Here is a 16,482-nt window from a genome sequence, read left to right on the forward strand (position 1 = left end):
GCTTGCGCTTTTCTTATTGCTTAATGCTTCGGATATTTTCCAACTAAATGGATGGCGCTGATAATCCTTTTATTGATCCATGCTCTGTTTTCCTGGGTATTTAGCTGCTCGAATACCATCTTTCGGCCATCTTCGGTTGTGACATAATGGCTTGGAAGTGTATTAAGACTAATTGCGATGATATCATTCCTGCACTTTGAACAATTACAAAAAGTCTGGTAATCAGGGCTCATCATTAAAACATTTACAAGAGTGGAAACCACTTCTTCCATTACGTTTACATAGTTTATATTCATGGTGCTCATTCGCTCCCTATTGATGTCCTAAATTAAATTATAGAGGATTAAAAAAAATATAAAATGAAATTTTTAACTTTTAGATCAATATAGGTCTTTTGAATTACTTTTATCCTAGATAATGGATGTGCAAAAAGATGTTTTAGTAAGACAGAACAGGGAAACTTTAATAGTGGAGATAAGAAACTAGCAAAAGGAGATGTTTATCCAATGGCTAAAAAAATTGCCTGCTTAATAACGGAAATGTTTGAGGACTCCGAATATCTGGAGCCATCAAGGGCTTTTACAGAAGCTGGCCATGAAGTGATGACAATTGAAAAAGAAAAAGGAAAAACAGTCACTGGCAAGCAGGAAAAAGCAGAAGTGAAAATCGATGAAAGCATCGACAATGTCAGTCCTGAGGATTTTGATGCTTTATTTATACCAGGAGGATTCTCTCCAGACCAGCTTCGTGAGGATGAACGCTTCGTCCAATTTGCGAAAGCATTCATGGATGCGAAAAAACCAGTATTCGCGATTTGCCACGGTCCCCAGCTGCTGCTTACGGCAAAAACGCTCGAAGGCAGAGATGCAACCGGCTATAAATCGATTCGAGTGGACATGGAATATGCCGGCGCGAAATATCAAGACAAAGAAGTTGTCGTTTGCCAAAATCAGCTCGTCACCAGCAGAGAGCCGAAGGATATCCCAGCATTCAATCGAGAATCATTGAATTTGTTGAAATAAACCCTTAGCTGAAAACCCTTCTGCAGTTGGAGAAGGGTTTTTTTGTGAATTGAAATTGGAAAAAATCGCTCGGAATTTCCAGTTCGCCAATATAATTTAATTTTCGCCAATAAAATTGTGAACTTCGCCAACAAAAAGCGATTTTCGCCAGAAAAATAAGGTTTATCGCCAATAAAAAATTTTATCCATCACTTGATTGGTATTTACTTACATATATAGGTGGTAATATAACTAAGTTACATCTGAAAAATAAGTTTACTACCATTCCTCGTCTCAATTTCTTATTAAACTACAATATTTCAACTGAAAATCATCTTTCTTAAAACAATTTTCAATTCATTTTTAATTCATAGAGCGGTACATGGAATTTGATTCAGTATTTAATGTTCATTTTGCGAAAAACATTGTATAAGATAATATAGAATAAGGGTTTCAGATTGTATGAATCAGGGAGATGAAAGAATGATTGTTTTAAAATCGGCACGTGAAATAGAAAAGATGAAGGAAGCCGGCAAATTGCTCGCTTCAGTCCATAAAGAGCTTCGTACTTTCATTAAACCCGGTGTAACGACCTGGGAAATAGACGAATTCGTTGAAGATTATTTAATAAAGCATGGAGCAACTCCGCAGCAAAAGGGCTACCGTGACTATAAATATGCAACATGTGCCAGCATCAATGATGAAGTGTGCCACGGCTTTCCGCGCAAAGAAGCGTTAAAAGAGGGCGACATCGTAACAGTGGATATGGTCGTGAACCTAAACGGGGCACTTGCGGACTCTGCCTGGAGCTATGCTGTTGGCGAGGTCAGCGAAGAGGCACAAAGGCTGCTTGAGGTGACGAAAGAAGCATTATACCGCGGTATTGCGGCTTCTGTTACTGGAAACCGCATTGGAGACATCGGTCACGCCATCCAGTCGTATGTGGAAGCTGAAGGTTTTTCTGTCGTGCGTGAATTCATCGGACATGGAATCGGAACGGTCATTCATGAGAAGCCCGATGTACCACACTATGGATTACCTGGAAGAGGCCCAAGGATTAAAGAAGGCATGGTTTTCACAATTGAACCAATGGTTAACATTGGGGAATGGAAAACGAAAATGGATAGCAATGGCTGGACGGCAAGGACTGTGGACGGAAAGCTGTCAGCTCAGTATGAACATACCATCGCGATCACGAAGGATGGCCCGGTTATTTTAACAGAACAAGAAGATTAGTCATGTAAAATAGAGCCGACAACAGTTGAGGCTCTATTTTTTGATCGAAGATGAAAAAAATTTTCACTAATGCTAAATAAACTTAAAAATAATTTGATAAAATAAATGTGGTTAGAAGGGGGCGAAAGAATGGCTGGAGAAATCAGTACACAAAATGTCATTGTTAAAATAAAAGCAATCTACTCCTCACTGTCTTCCAAGGAAAAAGCAGTGGCGGATTATATATTGAAAAACCCGCAGGAAATTATCCACTTGTCGATCACCGAGTTCTCAGAGAACAGTTCAGTCGCTGAAGCAACCATATTTCGCTTCTGCAAACGGCTTGGATTCCGCGGCTATCAGGCTTTTAAAATTGCCCTGGCAAGCGAAGTGGTGGAGCCAATCAAGAATATCCATGAAGAAATCAAGGAAGAGGATGAGGTCCTCACTCTTGCGGAAAAAGTTTTCAACGGCCATATTGAGGCCATCAAGGATACGTTGAATCTATTGGACGGCCAGGTGCTGGAAAGTATCGTAGAAACTTTAAGCCGTGCAACGAGGATCGATTTTTACGGCTCAGGCGGATCCTCGGCAATCGCGATGGATGCCTACCATAAATTTTTACGGACAGGCATCAACTGCCACGCCCACAGCGACGGACACCAGCAGATCATTTCTGCTGCATTGCTTGGTCCCTGCCAGGCGGCAATTGGAATTTCACACAGCGGCAGCAATAAAGATGTCATAGAAGCACTAAGGATTGCAAAAGCTAATGGGGCAGCGACCATCGCCATCACGAATCACTATAAATCGCCTTTGACGAAGGAAGCAGACTATGTCTTATATACAACGTCACGGGAAACTTATTTTCGCTCGGAAGCCCTTGCATCAAGACTCGTGCAGCTAAGCTTGATTGATGTTCTGCATGTTGCCGTATCCGTTAGGAAGCAGGAAGAAACACTAGGCAATCTGCAAAAAATCCGTGAGGCTATTTCGATTAAGAGGTACTGATTTGTAAAGATATTTTTCTTGTTTTCTAAAGTGATGAAAAAAATTTTCACGATTTCATATACATACGAAAAAATATTTGATACTATCTGGTTATAACGAAAAAGGAGTGCATCTACGTGAAACTTGGAATGGTAGGCCTAGGAAAAATGGGCTTTAACTTGGTACTAAATTTAATGGAAAACGGCCATGAAGTTGTGGCAAATGATATCAATCAGGAAGCAATGCAAAATATTGAATCAAAAGGGGCACAAATTGCCGCTGATTATAAAACAATGGTGGAAATGCTGCCAACACCACGTGTCATCTGGCTGATGATCCCTGCTGGAGACCTGATCGACCAGGTGATTGAAAGCTTCATTCCATATCTAGAGGCTGGAGATATTCTTATCGACGGCGGAAATTCAAACTACAAGGATACATTGCGACGTGCAGAAAAGCTTTCAGCAGCAGGCATCCAGTTCATGGATGTTGGTACAAGCGGCGGAATGGAAGGAGCGCGTAACGGTGCATGTACAATGATCGGCGGCGATGCTAAAGTATTCGCACATGTTGAGTCAATCTTCAAGGACATTTCAATCGAAAATGGCTACCTATATACAGGCAAGGTCGGAAGCGGCCACTTCCTGAAAATGGTCCACAACGGCATCGAATACGGCATGATGCAGGCAATTGCTGAAGGTTTTGAAATTCTTGAGAAAAGCCCATTCGATTACGATTATAAAGAAGTTTCACGCGTGTGGAACCACGGTTCGGTTATTCGCAGCTGGCTGATGGAACTGATGGAAAATGCCTTCTCGAAAGAGCCTAAGCTTGAAAGCATCAAAGGCGTCATGCATTCATCTGGTGAAGGGAAATGGACAGTCGAAACAGCTCTTGACCTTCAAACTGCAGCACCAGTCATCGCATTGTCATTAATGATGCGCTACCGTTCATTAGAAGACGATACGTTTACAGGAAAAGTCGTTGCCGCATTAAGAAACGAATTCGGCGGCCATGCTGTTGAACGAAAAGAAAACTAATATTAAGGTTCTCCTCGACAACGAGGGGAACCTTTTTTCGTATTTAAAGACTTTAATAAATACTTCTCGATTTCCTCACACATACCCCAATACGTTCATAAAATTATCCTTTTTTACAAGATGGCTACATTGCTTTTTCCGTTATAGTGGAAATGAAGACACGGAATGAGGGGCGTTGTGCCATGAAAACAAAATGGTATTTCTTTTTTCTGACGATGATTGCCGTTTCGGCGATTCTATATGCTTGGCTTGGGATTCAGGAGGAAGAATCGGTTGAGATTGGAATCCTGATGATTGGCGAAAACCGTTATGAAAAGTTTACTGGCTTGCAGGAAGGTCTAGAGGACCTCGGTTACAGCCGTCAAGAAGTTCAGTATAGGGTGATGAATGCCAAAGATGATGAGGAGCGGCTAAGCAAGCAAATAGATCAACTTCTTATTGAAGAACCTGACTTGATCGTGACGCTTGGCGGAATTGAGACGCAGAGCTTAAAGAAAAAAATGGATCAGGACCACAAACAAATTCCTGTCGTTTTTGCTGGCATTGCTGCGCCAAAGGAACTCGGTCTGATTGAAGATTATAAGTCACCGGGCGGCCTTTTTACCGGAATCAACAACTATCATGAAAGTATTTCTGGCAAGCGTCTCGAAATGTTGACATCTCTTGTGCCGCAGATTGAAAGGGTTCATGTCATATATGACAGTAAAATTGAGGTCAGCAAGTTAAGTCTGCAGGAAACAAGGGCAGCGGCAATTACAATAGGAGTCACAGTGATTCCTTGCGATGCCAGCTCTAATGAAAGTCTGGACACTTTATGGAAAAGCGCGGGGACGAAGGATGCCATCCTTGTCCTTCCAAGCTTCAGAATTGAATCCCTCACCGATGAGATCGTAAAGCTTACCAAGGAAAAGAAAATTCCTGCTATGGGCCTGTATGATTTTGAAGCGGAAAAAGGACTGCTTGCAAGCTATGGGGCCAGCTTCCATTCGCAGGGATATCAGGCCTCTAGGTTTGTAAGCCTGATCTTGCAGGGAAATAAGCCCGCCGATTTGCCAGTTGAACTTCCAGATGGCATTCGTTTTGTGATCAACCAGCAAACAAAGGATTCCCTCGGTGTCACGTATAACCAGGATTTACTGTATATCGCAGACTTGATTCACCCTGAAGCGCAGGGAGGGAGAAAGCGATGAAGAGTTTGCTGGAATTCATGCATTCACAAACCATCAGAAATAAGGTGCTGGTTTTTGGGGTGGTGATGTCCACGATCCCGCTCTTGTTGATCAGCATTTACTACTATTCTTATGTAAAATCGGACCTGGAATCGAGGATTCTTGAAAAGCAAAATTTGATGCTCGAAAATCTGTCGCGTGAAATAGAATTTGATTTCAACCAGACGTTCCAGCGTATTCATGTTCTGACGTCAATGAATCAATTAAATAAGGAAAAGAGCGCTTTGTATGAGCTGCTGCAGCAAAGCGATTCAATCGAGGAAGTCATTGTGGCCGACGATAATGGCTATGTTGAGAAAAGGGTTTCCCGTTATGAGCTTAATATTCCGGGGGAAAAGGAAAAATGGTTCTCAGACGATATGTGGTTTCGCCTGCAAACCGATGATAAGGTTTATGGCCAGGTTGAGTTCAATCAGTACGGCCAGCCAGTCATGAAGCTGGCGATTCCATTTTTTGAAAATGATACAAAAAAAGCAATCGGGGTAGTAGTCCAGCTGCAAAAGATGATTGGCAAAATATCATCCATGCGCCAGGACAATTCCTCCTATATTTACCTTGTCGATGATAAGGGAAGGATTATCGCCCATCAGGATTACAGCAAGCTATGGCATAAACAGGCTTCTGCTGACCAAGGGGACGTGATTGGAGTAAAGGCTAAAATAGAAGATTTGAACTGGGTACTAGTGATGGAGCAGCCAAAGGCGACTGCTTTCGCCCCGATCAATCGGATGCTGCAAAATGGCATCGGGGCAGTTGCCCTGCTGATTTTGACAATCAGCTTGATCAGCGTTTGGGCCGGGCTTTATTTTACAAAACCGATCGTATTGATTGACCGTGAGATGAACAGGTTAAAGCAAGGCCGTAAAATCAGCCCGATTAAAATGAGACGAACCGACGAGTTAGGAAAGCTTGCTGATTCCTTCAACAATATGAGCAAGGAACTGCTTGAAAAGTCAAGGCTGCTTGAGCAGGAAAAGGAAAGGCTAAATGTGGTCGTCAACGGGATTGGTGCAGGACTTGCACTTGTGACAAAGGAATATCGCATTACCTGGATGAATCCAATTTTAAAAAGCTGGCTAAAGGATGAACGCCTGACGCTGCCGTGCTATGCGGTGATTGGCGGTGAGAGCACGCCATGTGTCAATTGTCCGATTACATGTCCCGATCTTGGAAAAATTGCGGATGAAGTGATGAAATTCAAGGATGGAGCCAAGGGAGAGCGGATTTTCAGGCACAGAGTATTCCCGCTTAACCATGCGATAGAAGAAGAGGGTGAATTCCTCGTTGTGCTTGAAGATATCACTGAAAAAAAAAAATGGAAGAATCGATGATCCAGACGGATAAGCTGAGCGCGCTCGGCATCATGGCATCAAGCTTTGCTCATGAGGTCAACAATCCGCTCGCGACCATTAATGTTTACGCAGAGGATTTAATCGACCGCCTCCAGGCAGAGGATGAAGATCTGGATGAGGATGAAATGGAACACTATCTACGGAAAATAAAAGAAAATACAGAGCGATGCAAGCGTATCACCGGAAACCTGCTTAATTTTTCCCGGAAGAATGATTGGACCGAGGACCAAATCAATGTAAAAGAAATTATTGAAAATAGCGTCAGTCTTGTTGAACATCAGCTGAAAAAGCAGCGGATACAGCTTGAGCTTACTATTGAGGAGGCAATGCCTGCTGTCACGGGTGACGGTTTGAAGCTGATGCAGGTGCTTGTCAACTTGATCAATAACGCGGTTGATGCAATGGAAAGCGAAGGCAGGCTCATTGTTTCTGTTTTGCATAAGGATAATACCGTTTCTATCAAGGTTACCGACAGCGGTCATGGCATTCCACCCGAGGCAATGGATAAGCTGTTCGATCCATTTTTCACAACAAAGCCGATCGGCAAGGGGACAGGTCTTGGTTTATCGGTCTGCTACGGCATCATCCAGCAGTTCGGCGGGAATATACAGATTGACAGCAAGCCGGGAGAAGGAACCACAGTAGAAATCAAGCTGCCGGCCCAGGAATTCACGGAGGTGGGGTACGATGTCAGCAACAAGATTGCTAGTCGTTGATGATGAACAGGATTTGCTTGAGCTTTTGGTAAGACGGCTAAAGCGGAAGGGATTTGAAGTAGACAGCGCCGGCGCGGCTGAGGATGCGCTTGAGCTTGTGAAAAAGAACGATTATGACATCGGTGTCTATGATATCCGCCTTCCTAACATGGATGGGATTGAACTTTTAAAAGAAACAAAGAAGCTCCAGCCTGACATCGAAGTGCTGATTTTAACAGGCCATGGAACAATTGATACGGCAATCGAAGCGATGAAGGTTGGCGCCTTTGACTATATTACGAAACCTTACAATCTATCAGAATTGGAGCTGACGATTGGCAAGGCTGCTGAGAATAAGACGCTAAAAGAAAAGAATGACAGCATGAAGAAAATCATCGCCCAGCATAACGAGTTCAATATTATCGGGGACAGTGCCAATTTTACCGAAGTGCTGGAGATGACCAGAAGGATTGCCGACAGCGAGGTGCCCGTGCTGATCGAGGGCGAGAGCGGGACCGGGAAAGAGCTGTTCGCCAAGGCACTGCATTATTGGAGCAGCCGTTCTGAAGAGCCATTCGTCCCCGTGAATTCCGGAGCATTGCCGGAGCATTTGCAAGAAAGTGAATTGTTCGGCCATGCTCGCGGCGCGTTTACCGGAGCAAGCCAGGATAAAAAGGGTTTGGTTGAAGCTGCAAAGGGAGGCACGTTATTTCTTGATGAATTAGGCGAGATGCCACTGGCTCTGCAGGTGAAATTGCTGCGCTTCCTCGAGACAGGCGAGTTCCGCCGGGTAGGCGATGTCAGGGAACGGCATGTCACCGTCCGAGTCGTTGCCGCAACAAACCGGGATATGGAGAAGGAGGTTGCCGAAGGGCGTTTCCGCGAAGATCTCTATTACCGGTTGAATGTTGTCAAGCTGATGATTCCGCCATTACGTGAAAGAAAAGCCGACCTGCCTGGACTGATTGATTATTTTATCGGCAAGACAAAAGATTCATCGAAAAGGTTATCGGCAGATGCCTATGCAGCCCTTGTACAATATGACTTTCCCGGCAATGTGCGGGAGCTGAGCCACCTGATCGAACGCGGTGTGCTTTTGTCAAAAGGAAGCATAATTGAAGCCGAGGATTTGCTTTTACCGCATGCGAAAAATAATGAGGCAGCACCGATACAAGCCAATTTCACCACACTCTGCTCGCTAGAGGAACTGGAGAAAATCCACATTGAAAACGCGCTGAAGCAAATGAATTGGAATAAGACGAAAGCAGCAGATGTGTTAGGAATCAGTGTTCGTAATCTGTACCGGAAAATTGATCAGTATTGCTTGAAGGAATAGAGGATGAAGGAAGCGATTTTTTGCTTCCTTTTCTTTTTGGTTTAGAAATGAAAGTGCATGAAGTGTTTTTATTAGTGGAGTCCTCTTAGCGAATAAAAACAACACCTCATGAATATTAACATTACAAGGATAAACAGACCCTAAAGGAGCGATTTGTATGAATATATTGATAACAGGTTCAACAGGGCAGCTAGGCACAGCTTTGATAAATAAGCTGAAAAGTTCTCATTATAATGTCAGATTAACTTCGAGAAGAAAACCAGAAGGCATTGCATCTTTCGAGTGGGTTTATAGTGATTTATTCTCAGGCGAAGGTTTGGAAGAAGCAATAAATGGTGTAGATGTGATTATTCATGCAGCAACAAGTCCGATGAAAAACTCTAAAATCATTGATGTTAGTGGCTTTGAAAAGTTTATAAGTAAGCTTGAACACATCAAGCATTTTATCTATCCGTCAATTGTAGGCATAGAAGATATTCCATTTACTTATTACAGGCATAAACATGAAGCAGAACAAGTCCTGCAGAAAAGCTTTGTTCCGTATACGATTGTACGAGCAACCCAGTTCCACAGCTTTGTTGACCAGTTACTTTTATCTAAACCTCTATTTAGTAGATATTTTGTTCCAGGCAGCATTAAATTTCAAAGTGTTGAGGTAGAAGATTTTGCAAATCATTTAATTAGCTTATTTGATAAAGGTCCTCAAGGAAAAATCGATGACTTTGGTGGACCAGAGATTATCACTTTAAGAGAAATGGCTGAGCTGAAAAATACGATAAATAATGAAACAAATAAAGTAGTAAGTCTTCCTTTCCCGGGTAAACTTTACAAAGCGTTATTGGAGGGGAAAAATACTAATTCAAATCAAAGAATGGGAAAAGTAACCTTTGAAGAATATCTGAGAAATAAGAGAAATTAAGTAATACATAAAACGAGTAATCAGTCTAAGCCAATAAGCTGTCTTTTTTATTGAGGAATTACTAGACTAAAGAGTCCAGTTACTACTCAAATGATTATAACCATGACAAAATGGCACATGCCAAAATTGCAACACCATGACAAAATGGCACAAAAAAAGTGGCCGCTTTGGAGCAAAAAGCTCCAGTCGGCCGCTTTTTTTTGTTCACAGAAGTGTCACGATTCCAATATCCCCAACAGCCGCAAGGGATTGTAGGCTTTCTGAATCTAGAATAAGCTCGTGTCAAAAAAGTTGGCACGCGGCTTGCAATATATAAAAGCATAGCAAACAAAAATAAGAAAAGGATGTGGCATTATGCTATCCAATATTGGCGTACCTGGTTTGATTTTAATCCTGACACTGGCGTTGATCATCTTCGGTCCTAAGAAGCTCCCGGAAATCGGCAGGGCATTCGGGCAGACGCTCAAAGAATTCAAGAAATCAACAAGGGAACTGACAAGCGATATTACAGACGATATTGCAGACGACCTGAAGGAAATCAAAAAAGAATTATAAATGCATAAAGAGGTGACGAATCATGGGTCTATTTTCAAATGAGAAAAAAGTAGATTATGACAAAATAGTCGACAACATGCTTCCAGATGCGAAGAAGGAATTGGATGAATCGCAGTATGATACCCAGCTTGGCTTGAATATGGCTCGAGATGCCAGAAAGGTCATCAGCGGAAAACTCAAAATCGAGGATTTCCACAAAGTGTATTCATCTTCCCTTACAAAGGAATTCGGTAACTATTATGCCTCTGGTGCACCTGAAGAAAAGAAAAAAAGCGACGGTCCTAAATGGGCGATGGTCATCGATCTGAAAAAATGCGTTGGCTGCGATACTTGTACAGTAAGCTGCAAGGCTGAGAACCGCACGCCACCAGGCATTTCCTACAATGTCGTAATGGAATCGCTTGAAGGAGAATTCCCGAACATCAAGGCGGTTAATCTGCCAAGACCTTGCATGCAATGTGATAAGCCAGCGTGCGCGCAGGTTTGTCCGACAAGAGCGACCTACAAAATGGAAAACGGCATTGTCGCCATCGATAATGACCGCTGCATCGGCTGCCGTTATTGCATCGTTGCCTGTCCATATGGTGCACGGTCCTTCGATTTCGGTGAAAGCTATGAGCAGGAAATGGTTGGCTACAATGACGTAACGAGCCCAGAGTATGGGAAAGAACGAGGCAGCCGTGAAAAAGGCAAGACGCCAATCGGAACGGTCCGCAAGTGCAGCTTCTGCTTCCACCGCCTGCAAAGAGGCGAAGAGCCGGCATGCGTTGAAACCTGCATTGGCGATGCCCGCTTCTTCGGCGACATCAGTGATCCAAACAGTGTTGTATCCAAGCTTGCTGCGAGCCCAAGAGCATTCCGCCTGAAGGAAGAGCTTGGAACGCATCCAAACGTCATTTACTTACGATAGGAGGGACTGGCGATGTCTAATCTCGCTGTTAATTTAAATCACAAAACAACTGCAAAACCAGCGGCTGTATCCAAAGCATTTAAAATCTGGATCTCGGCTCTTACACTTGCCTTTTTGATTGGCGGATATTTTATCGTAGAAAGGTTCATCACCGGACTTGCAGCAACGAATCTATCAAGCATCACTCCTTGGGGGGCGTGGATTGCTTTTTACATCTTCTTTGTAGGCTTGAGCGCCGGTTCGTTTCTGCTATCAACTTTAATCTATGTTTTCGGGATGGAAGAATACGAGAGGGTCGGAAAGGCAGCCTTGTTCACCGCAATCGTCTGTATGATTGTGGCCCTGACCTTCGTCCTGATGGATCTTGGCCGGCCTGAACGATTGCTGAATGCGATCATCTACTGGAATGTCACTTCCCCGCTCGGCTGGGAAGTCCATTTTTACCTCGTGTACATTGCGCTTTTGACCGCTGAGCTTTACATCGCGATGAGGGAAGACCTTATACGCGCGGCAAAAACAAACACAATTAAAGGATTTGTTGCAAGACTGATCACATTTAAAAATGCAACGATTGACGCAGCTACTAAGAAAAGAGATCATATGTGGATGAAAATTCTCGGCACAATCGGGATACCGCTCGCCATCCTAGGGGTGCACGGTGGTACCGGAACGATTTTCGCAGTTGTAAAAGCACGTCCTGCATGGAATACAGCTTTATTTCCAATCATCTTCGTTGTCTCGGCAATGGTATCCGGAACAGCCTTGCTTTTAGCCATGTATATCATCAAGAAAAAAGTCCAGAAGCAGCCGATCAATCAGGAAATGGTTGTTTCCTTAGCTAAATTGATGGTCGGCTTCCTGATCATTGACCTTGGTCTCCAATTCTATGAATATCTGATTGGCTGGTACGGTCTCGAGGCTGAACACCTGGACACACTGGCAACGATGCTGACAAGTGACAAAGCGTGGTCATTCTGGATCGTGCAAATGTTTTTGGGAGCAGTGGTGCCAATCACAATTGTCTTTTGGAAGAAGACGAGCGAAAACATCAATGCGCTGTTGGCAGCGGCAATCCTGATCGTCATCGGAATCATCGGAGTCCGCTTCAATATCGTTGTACCGCCGCTTGTTGTACCAGTGTTCCATGAACTGCCAGTGGGCAATTATGCTCCAACTATAAAAGAATGGATGGTCAGCGTCGGCGTGGTTGCGATGGGCCTATTAATCTATTCATTTGGCGAGCTGCTGCTCCCAATCGAAGAAACTTCTGACGAGGTGAGCCATAATGGAAAATAAACCAATGAAACGGCGCGGGTTTTTAAAAGCGCTCGGAACGCTTGGCGCGGTTGCTTTTGTCGGGCCAGCGTTCGTTGGGCCGATCAAACAGGTGATGAACGGTGTCTGGATCGATGAAGCGCACGGCGCCGGTACAGACTACCAGGACTACACAGCGGAAAACGTTATTTTTACATCATGCCAGCAGTGTAACTCTACTTGTACAATCAAAACGTATATAACAGCAGGCGTGGCGGGCGGAGCCTATTCATCGATTGTCCGTAAAATTGCCGGCAACCAATATAGCCCAATGAATATGGTTCCTTATGGACATATCAACTATGACACACCGGTAGCTCAGGCTGTTAAGGGTACTGGTGATGTTGCCAAGCTAGGACGCGGCTTCCGGGGCGGAAGAACGTGCCTGAAAGGTCAGGCAGGAATCCAGACAAACTATGATGCGTTCAGGGTTCAAAAGCCATTGAAGCGTGTAGGGGAACGAGGCAGCGGCGTGTGGAAAACGGTCAGCTGGGAAGAAGCCTATAAAGAAATACTTGAAGGCAGCAAGGATCTTGGGACACCGGGCTTAAAAGAAATGTGGAAGTTCGTGCCGGAAGAAGCGGTCATGGCTGATTGGGATAAGCTGAAAGCTGGCGAAATGACAAAGGCTGAATTTGATAGGAAGTATAGGGATGTCCTAATTGATACAAACCATCCTGATTTTGGGCCAAAGGCTAACCAGATTGCCATCATGGCAGGCCATAGACGTGATTTTATTTCACGCCTTGCAACGGGAAGTCTAGGAACGGCAAATTATTATGATCATGGAGGCGTCTGCGGGGTTCAGAGCGCAGTGGGGAATTCACGGTCTCATGATTCTGAAAAGCCGAAGAAGCGGATGATTCCTGACTATGATAATGCAGAAATGGTCATCATCTGGGGGGCAAACCCGATGGTAGCCAATCGCGGTCCGACGACATTTGCACCACAAATCACGAATGCGATCGATCGTGGCATGAAGGTAGTGGTCATTGATCCTCGCTTTAGCAAGACCGCCGAAAAAGCACATGTCTGGGTTCCTGTAAAACCGGGCGGAGACGGTGCCCTTGCAATGGCAATGGGCCGCTGGATCATTGAGAATAAACGTTATGATGTGACGTACCTGAGCAATCCTAACCAGCAAGCAGCAAACCTCGATGATGAAACAACTTGGAGCGATGCATCCTTCCTTGTTAATGTCGGCGACAAAAAACGCCCATTCGTCCGCGCACAGGATCTCGGAATCGGCGGCGAAGAATTTGTTGTTATTGAGAACGGTCAACCAGTCCCTCATACAAAAGCAAGGAACGGCGCGCTCGATGTCGATGCAACGATTAAGGGCATAAAAGTAAAATCAGTATTTAAGATTTATAAAGACAAGGTAATGGAAAAATCAATTGAGGAATACGCAAAGCAAGCCGATGTTCCGGTTGACCAGATTATCCAGATTGCCCGTAAATTCACTTCACATGGAAAGAAAGTAGGCATCCATTCTTACCGCGGACCGGCAATGCATACAAACGGATACTACAATGTGCGTGCGATCAACATGCTGAACCATCTGGTTGGAAATCACGACTGGAAGGGCGGCGACACTGTATTAAGCGCGAAGTTCAAGACTTTTGAAGGGCGCTATGACTTGTTGACTGTTCCGAACGCAAATAAAGGCTGGGGCATTCCGATTACTCGGCAAAAAGTTCCTTATGAAAAAACATCGTTGTTCGCAAAAGATGGTTATCCGGCAAAACGGCCATGGTACCCATTTGGGAATAACCTCATTCAAGATGTACTGCCTAGCTCAGCAGAAGGATATCCATACAAAATCCGTGCACTTTTAATCAACAGGACGTCTCCGGTAATGAATTCGCCTCGCTCAGATATGCAGGCTAAATTCATCAGGGACACAAAAGTCGTTGAACTGGTTGTTTCTTCTGATACGATGATCGGAGAAACGTCAAAGTTCGCTGACTTTATACTTCCGGATCTTGCTTACCTTGAAAGCTGGAATACAGAAGACATCTTCCCGATTTTAAAATATAAGTTTGCTGGAGTCATCCAGCCTGTTACACGGGTTGTCCCAGACGCTCGTCCAACAGAACAAGTATATATCGATCTGTTAAAACAAATGGGACTTCCTGGAGTCGGGGAAAAGGCTTTTGCAGACGGATCAGCGCTTAACACTCCAGAAGATTACTACTTAAAACGAATCGCAAACATTGCTTATGACGGCAAAAAACCTGTTCAGGATGCAAACGCAGAAGAACTGGCGATTTTTGAAAAAGCAAGGCAGAAAGCGTTAGGGAAATACTTCGATATCCAAAAGTTGATAAACGCTGTGAAACCAGAAGAATGGAAGAAAGTCGTATACGTGTTGAACCGCGGCGGCCGCTTTGAAGCAGCTGGCGACGAATATGTCGGCAACAAGCTAAAGTATCAATGGGCAAAACAGGTAAATTTTTACGATGAAAAAGCAGCAGGCTTCAAGAGTGCCTATACAGGTAAGTTCTTCGAGGGAGTTCCGGTAGCAGAGGAAATCAAGAAGTATGATGGCGAGGTTTACAAGCCAAACAAGCCGCTGCAATTCATCAACTGGAAATCAAGGAATATGGCAACACACCGTACAGAAGGCAATACTTGGCTGCGTGAAATCAAGCCTGAAAACTATTTGTGGATCAATCCAATCGATGCCAGGAAGAAAGGCATTCAGACAGATGATGAAATATACATCGTTTCGAGCAGTGCAAAGGTAAAAGGCAGGGCACTAGTCACACCAGGAATCAAGCCAGGGGTTGTTGGAGCAAACTTCAGCTTCGGACATAGCGCATATGGTTCGAAGCCAGTGAAAGTGGATGGCAAAACAATCGAGCCAGCCGGAAAATATGGCCATACTGGCTATGAATTCAATAGACCGCTCCACGAAGAATCAGGCTTAGCAAAGCAGAGGGGACTTGGATTCTCGGTCAATGCATTATCGGAACGGGATGGCAGCTACTTCGAAGGCTTTCTCGCTGACCTATTAGTAGGCGGTCCGGCACAGCAGGATGTATTTGTGGACGTGGAAAAGGCTTAATATCATCGCAATTAGGTTGTGCATGTCAACTGACTGTATGAAAAACCTTATATCATCGGGGATAGGCTGATAGAGAAATCCCTGAAATTTCTTGAAAAATGAAGGTGGAGACAATGATGGAAGAACGATATGGAAAGCTCGCGATCGCAAATATTTTAACTAGCATTTGGTTTGGGGATTGGAGCCGCTACGAAGATTTCATGAATGACGTCCCTGAAGACATGCAGTCTGAGCTTTCATTTCATTCATATTACGAACGGGATGAAGTGCAGCTCTGGCATGACAATCACTTTTTCATACCGGGAGACCACTTTGTCTCCCCTTACTTTTCCTCCTATCCAAAAGAAGGCGAGGATGAGGAAGCCCGCAAGCAGGATTTGCTTTGCCTTATTGGTCTTTATGAAAAAACAGGCTTCTACTTTCCGCTTGAACAGAACAGGCTGCCAGACCATTTTGGCAGCATGACCGCATTCATTAGCTCGATCATACAGGCAGAAATCAAGGCAGACCAAGAGGGAGACAGAGAGTATTTGCAGCAGTTGGAAGAAATCGAAGCAGAAGTACTGAATCGATACATCCAGCCAAGTCTCAAGCCTATGCTCGAAGCAGCCGGATCAAAGATAAAGCATCCATTTTTCAAGGATTTTCTAAGGTTTTATGCCGATTTGATGGGCGAGGACTGGATGGAAGCAGCTTGAACAAAAAAGAGGCTGCCTCAGAAGGTCGTTGAATGCGACCTTTTGAGGCAGTATTTAAATTTTCAATGGTGAAAACAGGTGTTATTGGCGTGTAACTTATAAAAAATCACGAGAACAACTCAAAGAGAAAAAAGGCCGCCGAGTTGTCATGAGAAGAG

Annotated in this window: 15 protein-coding genes; 14 read left to right on the plus strand and 1 reads right to left on the minus strand. The window is 44.2% G+C overall.

The genetic code is table 11. The annotated features are described in order from the left end of the window. Window positions 1–20: 20 nt before the first annotated feature. Complete coding sequence (locus V7654_RS07280) at window positions 21–296, minus strand: late competence development ComFB family protein (protein WP_335375267.1); 276 nt, start codon at window positions 294–296, stop codon at window positions 21–23. A gap of 210 nt (window positions 297–506) precedes the next feature. Between V7654_RS07280 and V7654_RS07285 the strand changes: the two genes are divergently transcribed. The 14 genes from V7654_RS07285 to V7654_RS07350 all read left to right on the plus strand — a co-directional run bounded on the left by V7654_RS07285 (window position 507) and on the right by V7654_RS07350 (window position 16,324). Continuing rightward, complete coding sequence (locus tag V7654_RS07285; protein WP_335429568.1) at window positions 507–1,022, plus strand: type 1 glutamine amidotransferase domain-containing protein; 516 nt, start codon at window positions 507–509, stop codon at window positions 1,020–1,022. A gap of 462 nt (window positions 1,023–1,484) precedes the next feature. Next, a complete protein-coding gene (gene map, locus V7654_RS07290) occupies window positions 1,485–2,237 on the plus strand; it encodes a type I methionyl aminopeptidase (RefSeq protein WP_335429570.1) in 753 nt (250 codons plus the stop codon). A gap of 129 nt (window positions 2,238–2,366) precedes the next feature. Then, a complete protein-coding gene (locus V7654_RS07295) occupies window positions 2,367–3,227 on the plus strand; it encodes a MurR/RpiR family transcriptional regulator (RefSeq protein WP_335429571.1) in 861 nt (286 codons plus the stop codon). A 116-nt stretch (window positions 3,228–3,343) separates the two neighbouring features. Next, window positions 3,344–4,246, plus strand: coding sequence for a phosphogluconate dehydrogenase (NAD(+)-dependent, decarboxylating) (gene gnd / locus V7654_RS07300; protein WP_335429572.1), 903 nt, complete (start codon window positions 3,344–3,346; stop codon window positions 4,244–4,246). Window positions 4,247–4,428: 182 nt separating this feature from the next. Next, entirely contained in the window at window positions 4,429–5,436 is a 1,008-nt protein-coding gene (locus tag V7654_RS07305; RefSeq protein ID WP_335429573.1) for an ABC transporter substrate-binding protein, read from the plus strand. After that, window positions 5,433–6,806 carry a HAMP domain-containing protein gene (locus tag V7654_RS07310; protein WP_335429574.1) on the plus strand — a complete coding sequence of 458 codons (1,374 nt, stop codon included), beginning with the start codon at window positions 5,433–5,435 and terminating at the stop codon, window positions 6,804–6,806. The genes V7654_RS07305 and V7654_RS07310 overlap by 4 nt, the downstream gene beginning before the upstream one ends. After that, window positions 6,791–7,543, plus strand: a complete 753-nt coding sequence (locus V7654_RS07315) for a sensor histidine kinase (protein WP_335429575.1) — start codon at window positions 6,791–6,793, stop codon at window positions 7,541–7,543. The genes V7654_RS07310 and V7654_RS07315 overlap by 16 nt, the downstream gene beginning before the upstream one ends. Next, window positions 7,515–8,858, plus strand: a complete 1,344-nt coding sequence (locus tag V7654_RS07320; RefSeq protein ID WP_335429576.1) for a sigma-54-dependent transcriptional regulator — start codon at window positions 7,515–7,517, stop codon at window positions 8,856–8,858. The genes V7654_RS07315 and V7654_RS07320 overlap by 29 nt, the downstream gene beginning before the upstream one ends. 157 nt (window positions 8,859–9,015) lie before the next feature. Next, window positions 9,016–9,777, plus strand: a complete 762-nt coding sequence (locus V7654_RS07325; RefSeq protein WP_335429578.1) for an SDR family oxidoreductase — start codon at window positions 9,016–9,018, stop codon at window positions 9,775–9,777. Between the two features lie 354 nt (window positions 9,778–10,131). Next, on the plus strand, window positions 10,132–10,332 hold the full coding sequence (gene tatA / locus V7654_RS07330) for a twin-arginine translocase TatA/TatE family subunit (protein WP_335429580.1): 201 nt from the start codon (window positions 10,132–10,134) through the stop codon (window positions 10,330–10,332). A 22-nt stretch (window positions 10,333–10,354) separates the two neighbouring features. Next, window positions 10,355–11,242, plus strand: coding sequence for a 4Fe-4S dicluster domain-containing protein (locus V7654_RS07335; RefSeq protein ID WP_335429581.1), 888 nt, complete (start codon window positions 10,355–10,357; stop codon window positions 11,240–11,242). Between the two features lie 12 nt (window positions 11,243–11,254). Next, window positions 11,255–12,538 (plus strand): NrfD/PsrC family molybdoenzyme membrane anchor subunit, encoded by a 1,284-nt coding sequence (nrfD, locus tag V7654_RS07340; RefSeq protein WP_335429583.1) that lies wholly within the window; start codon window positions 11,255–11,257, stop codon window positions 12,536–12,538. After that, on the plus strand, window positions 12,528–15,626 hold the full coding sequence (locus V7654_RS07345) for a molybdopterin-dependent oxidoreductase (RefSeq protein WP_335429584.1): 3,099 nt from the start codon (window positions 12,528–12,530) through the stop codon (window positions 15,624–15,626). Before nrfD ends, V7654_RS07345 begins: the two co-directional genes overlap by 11 nt. 116 nt (window positions 15,627–15,742) lie before the next feature. After that, window positions 15,743–16,324: a molecular chaperone TorD family protein gene (locus tag V7654_RS07350; RefSeq protein ID WP_335429585.1), complete on the plus strand. Its 582-nt coding sequence runs from the start codon at window positions 15,743–15,745 to the stop codon at window positions 16,322–16,324. The last annotated feature ends 158 nt before the right edge of the window (window positions 16,325–16,482 follow it).

The organism is Bacillus sp. JJ1609 (genome assembly GCF_036967045.1).
Taxonomy (GTDB): Bacteria; Bacillota; Bacilli; order Bacillales; family Cytobacillaceae; genus Mesobacillus.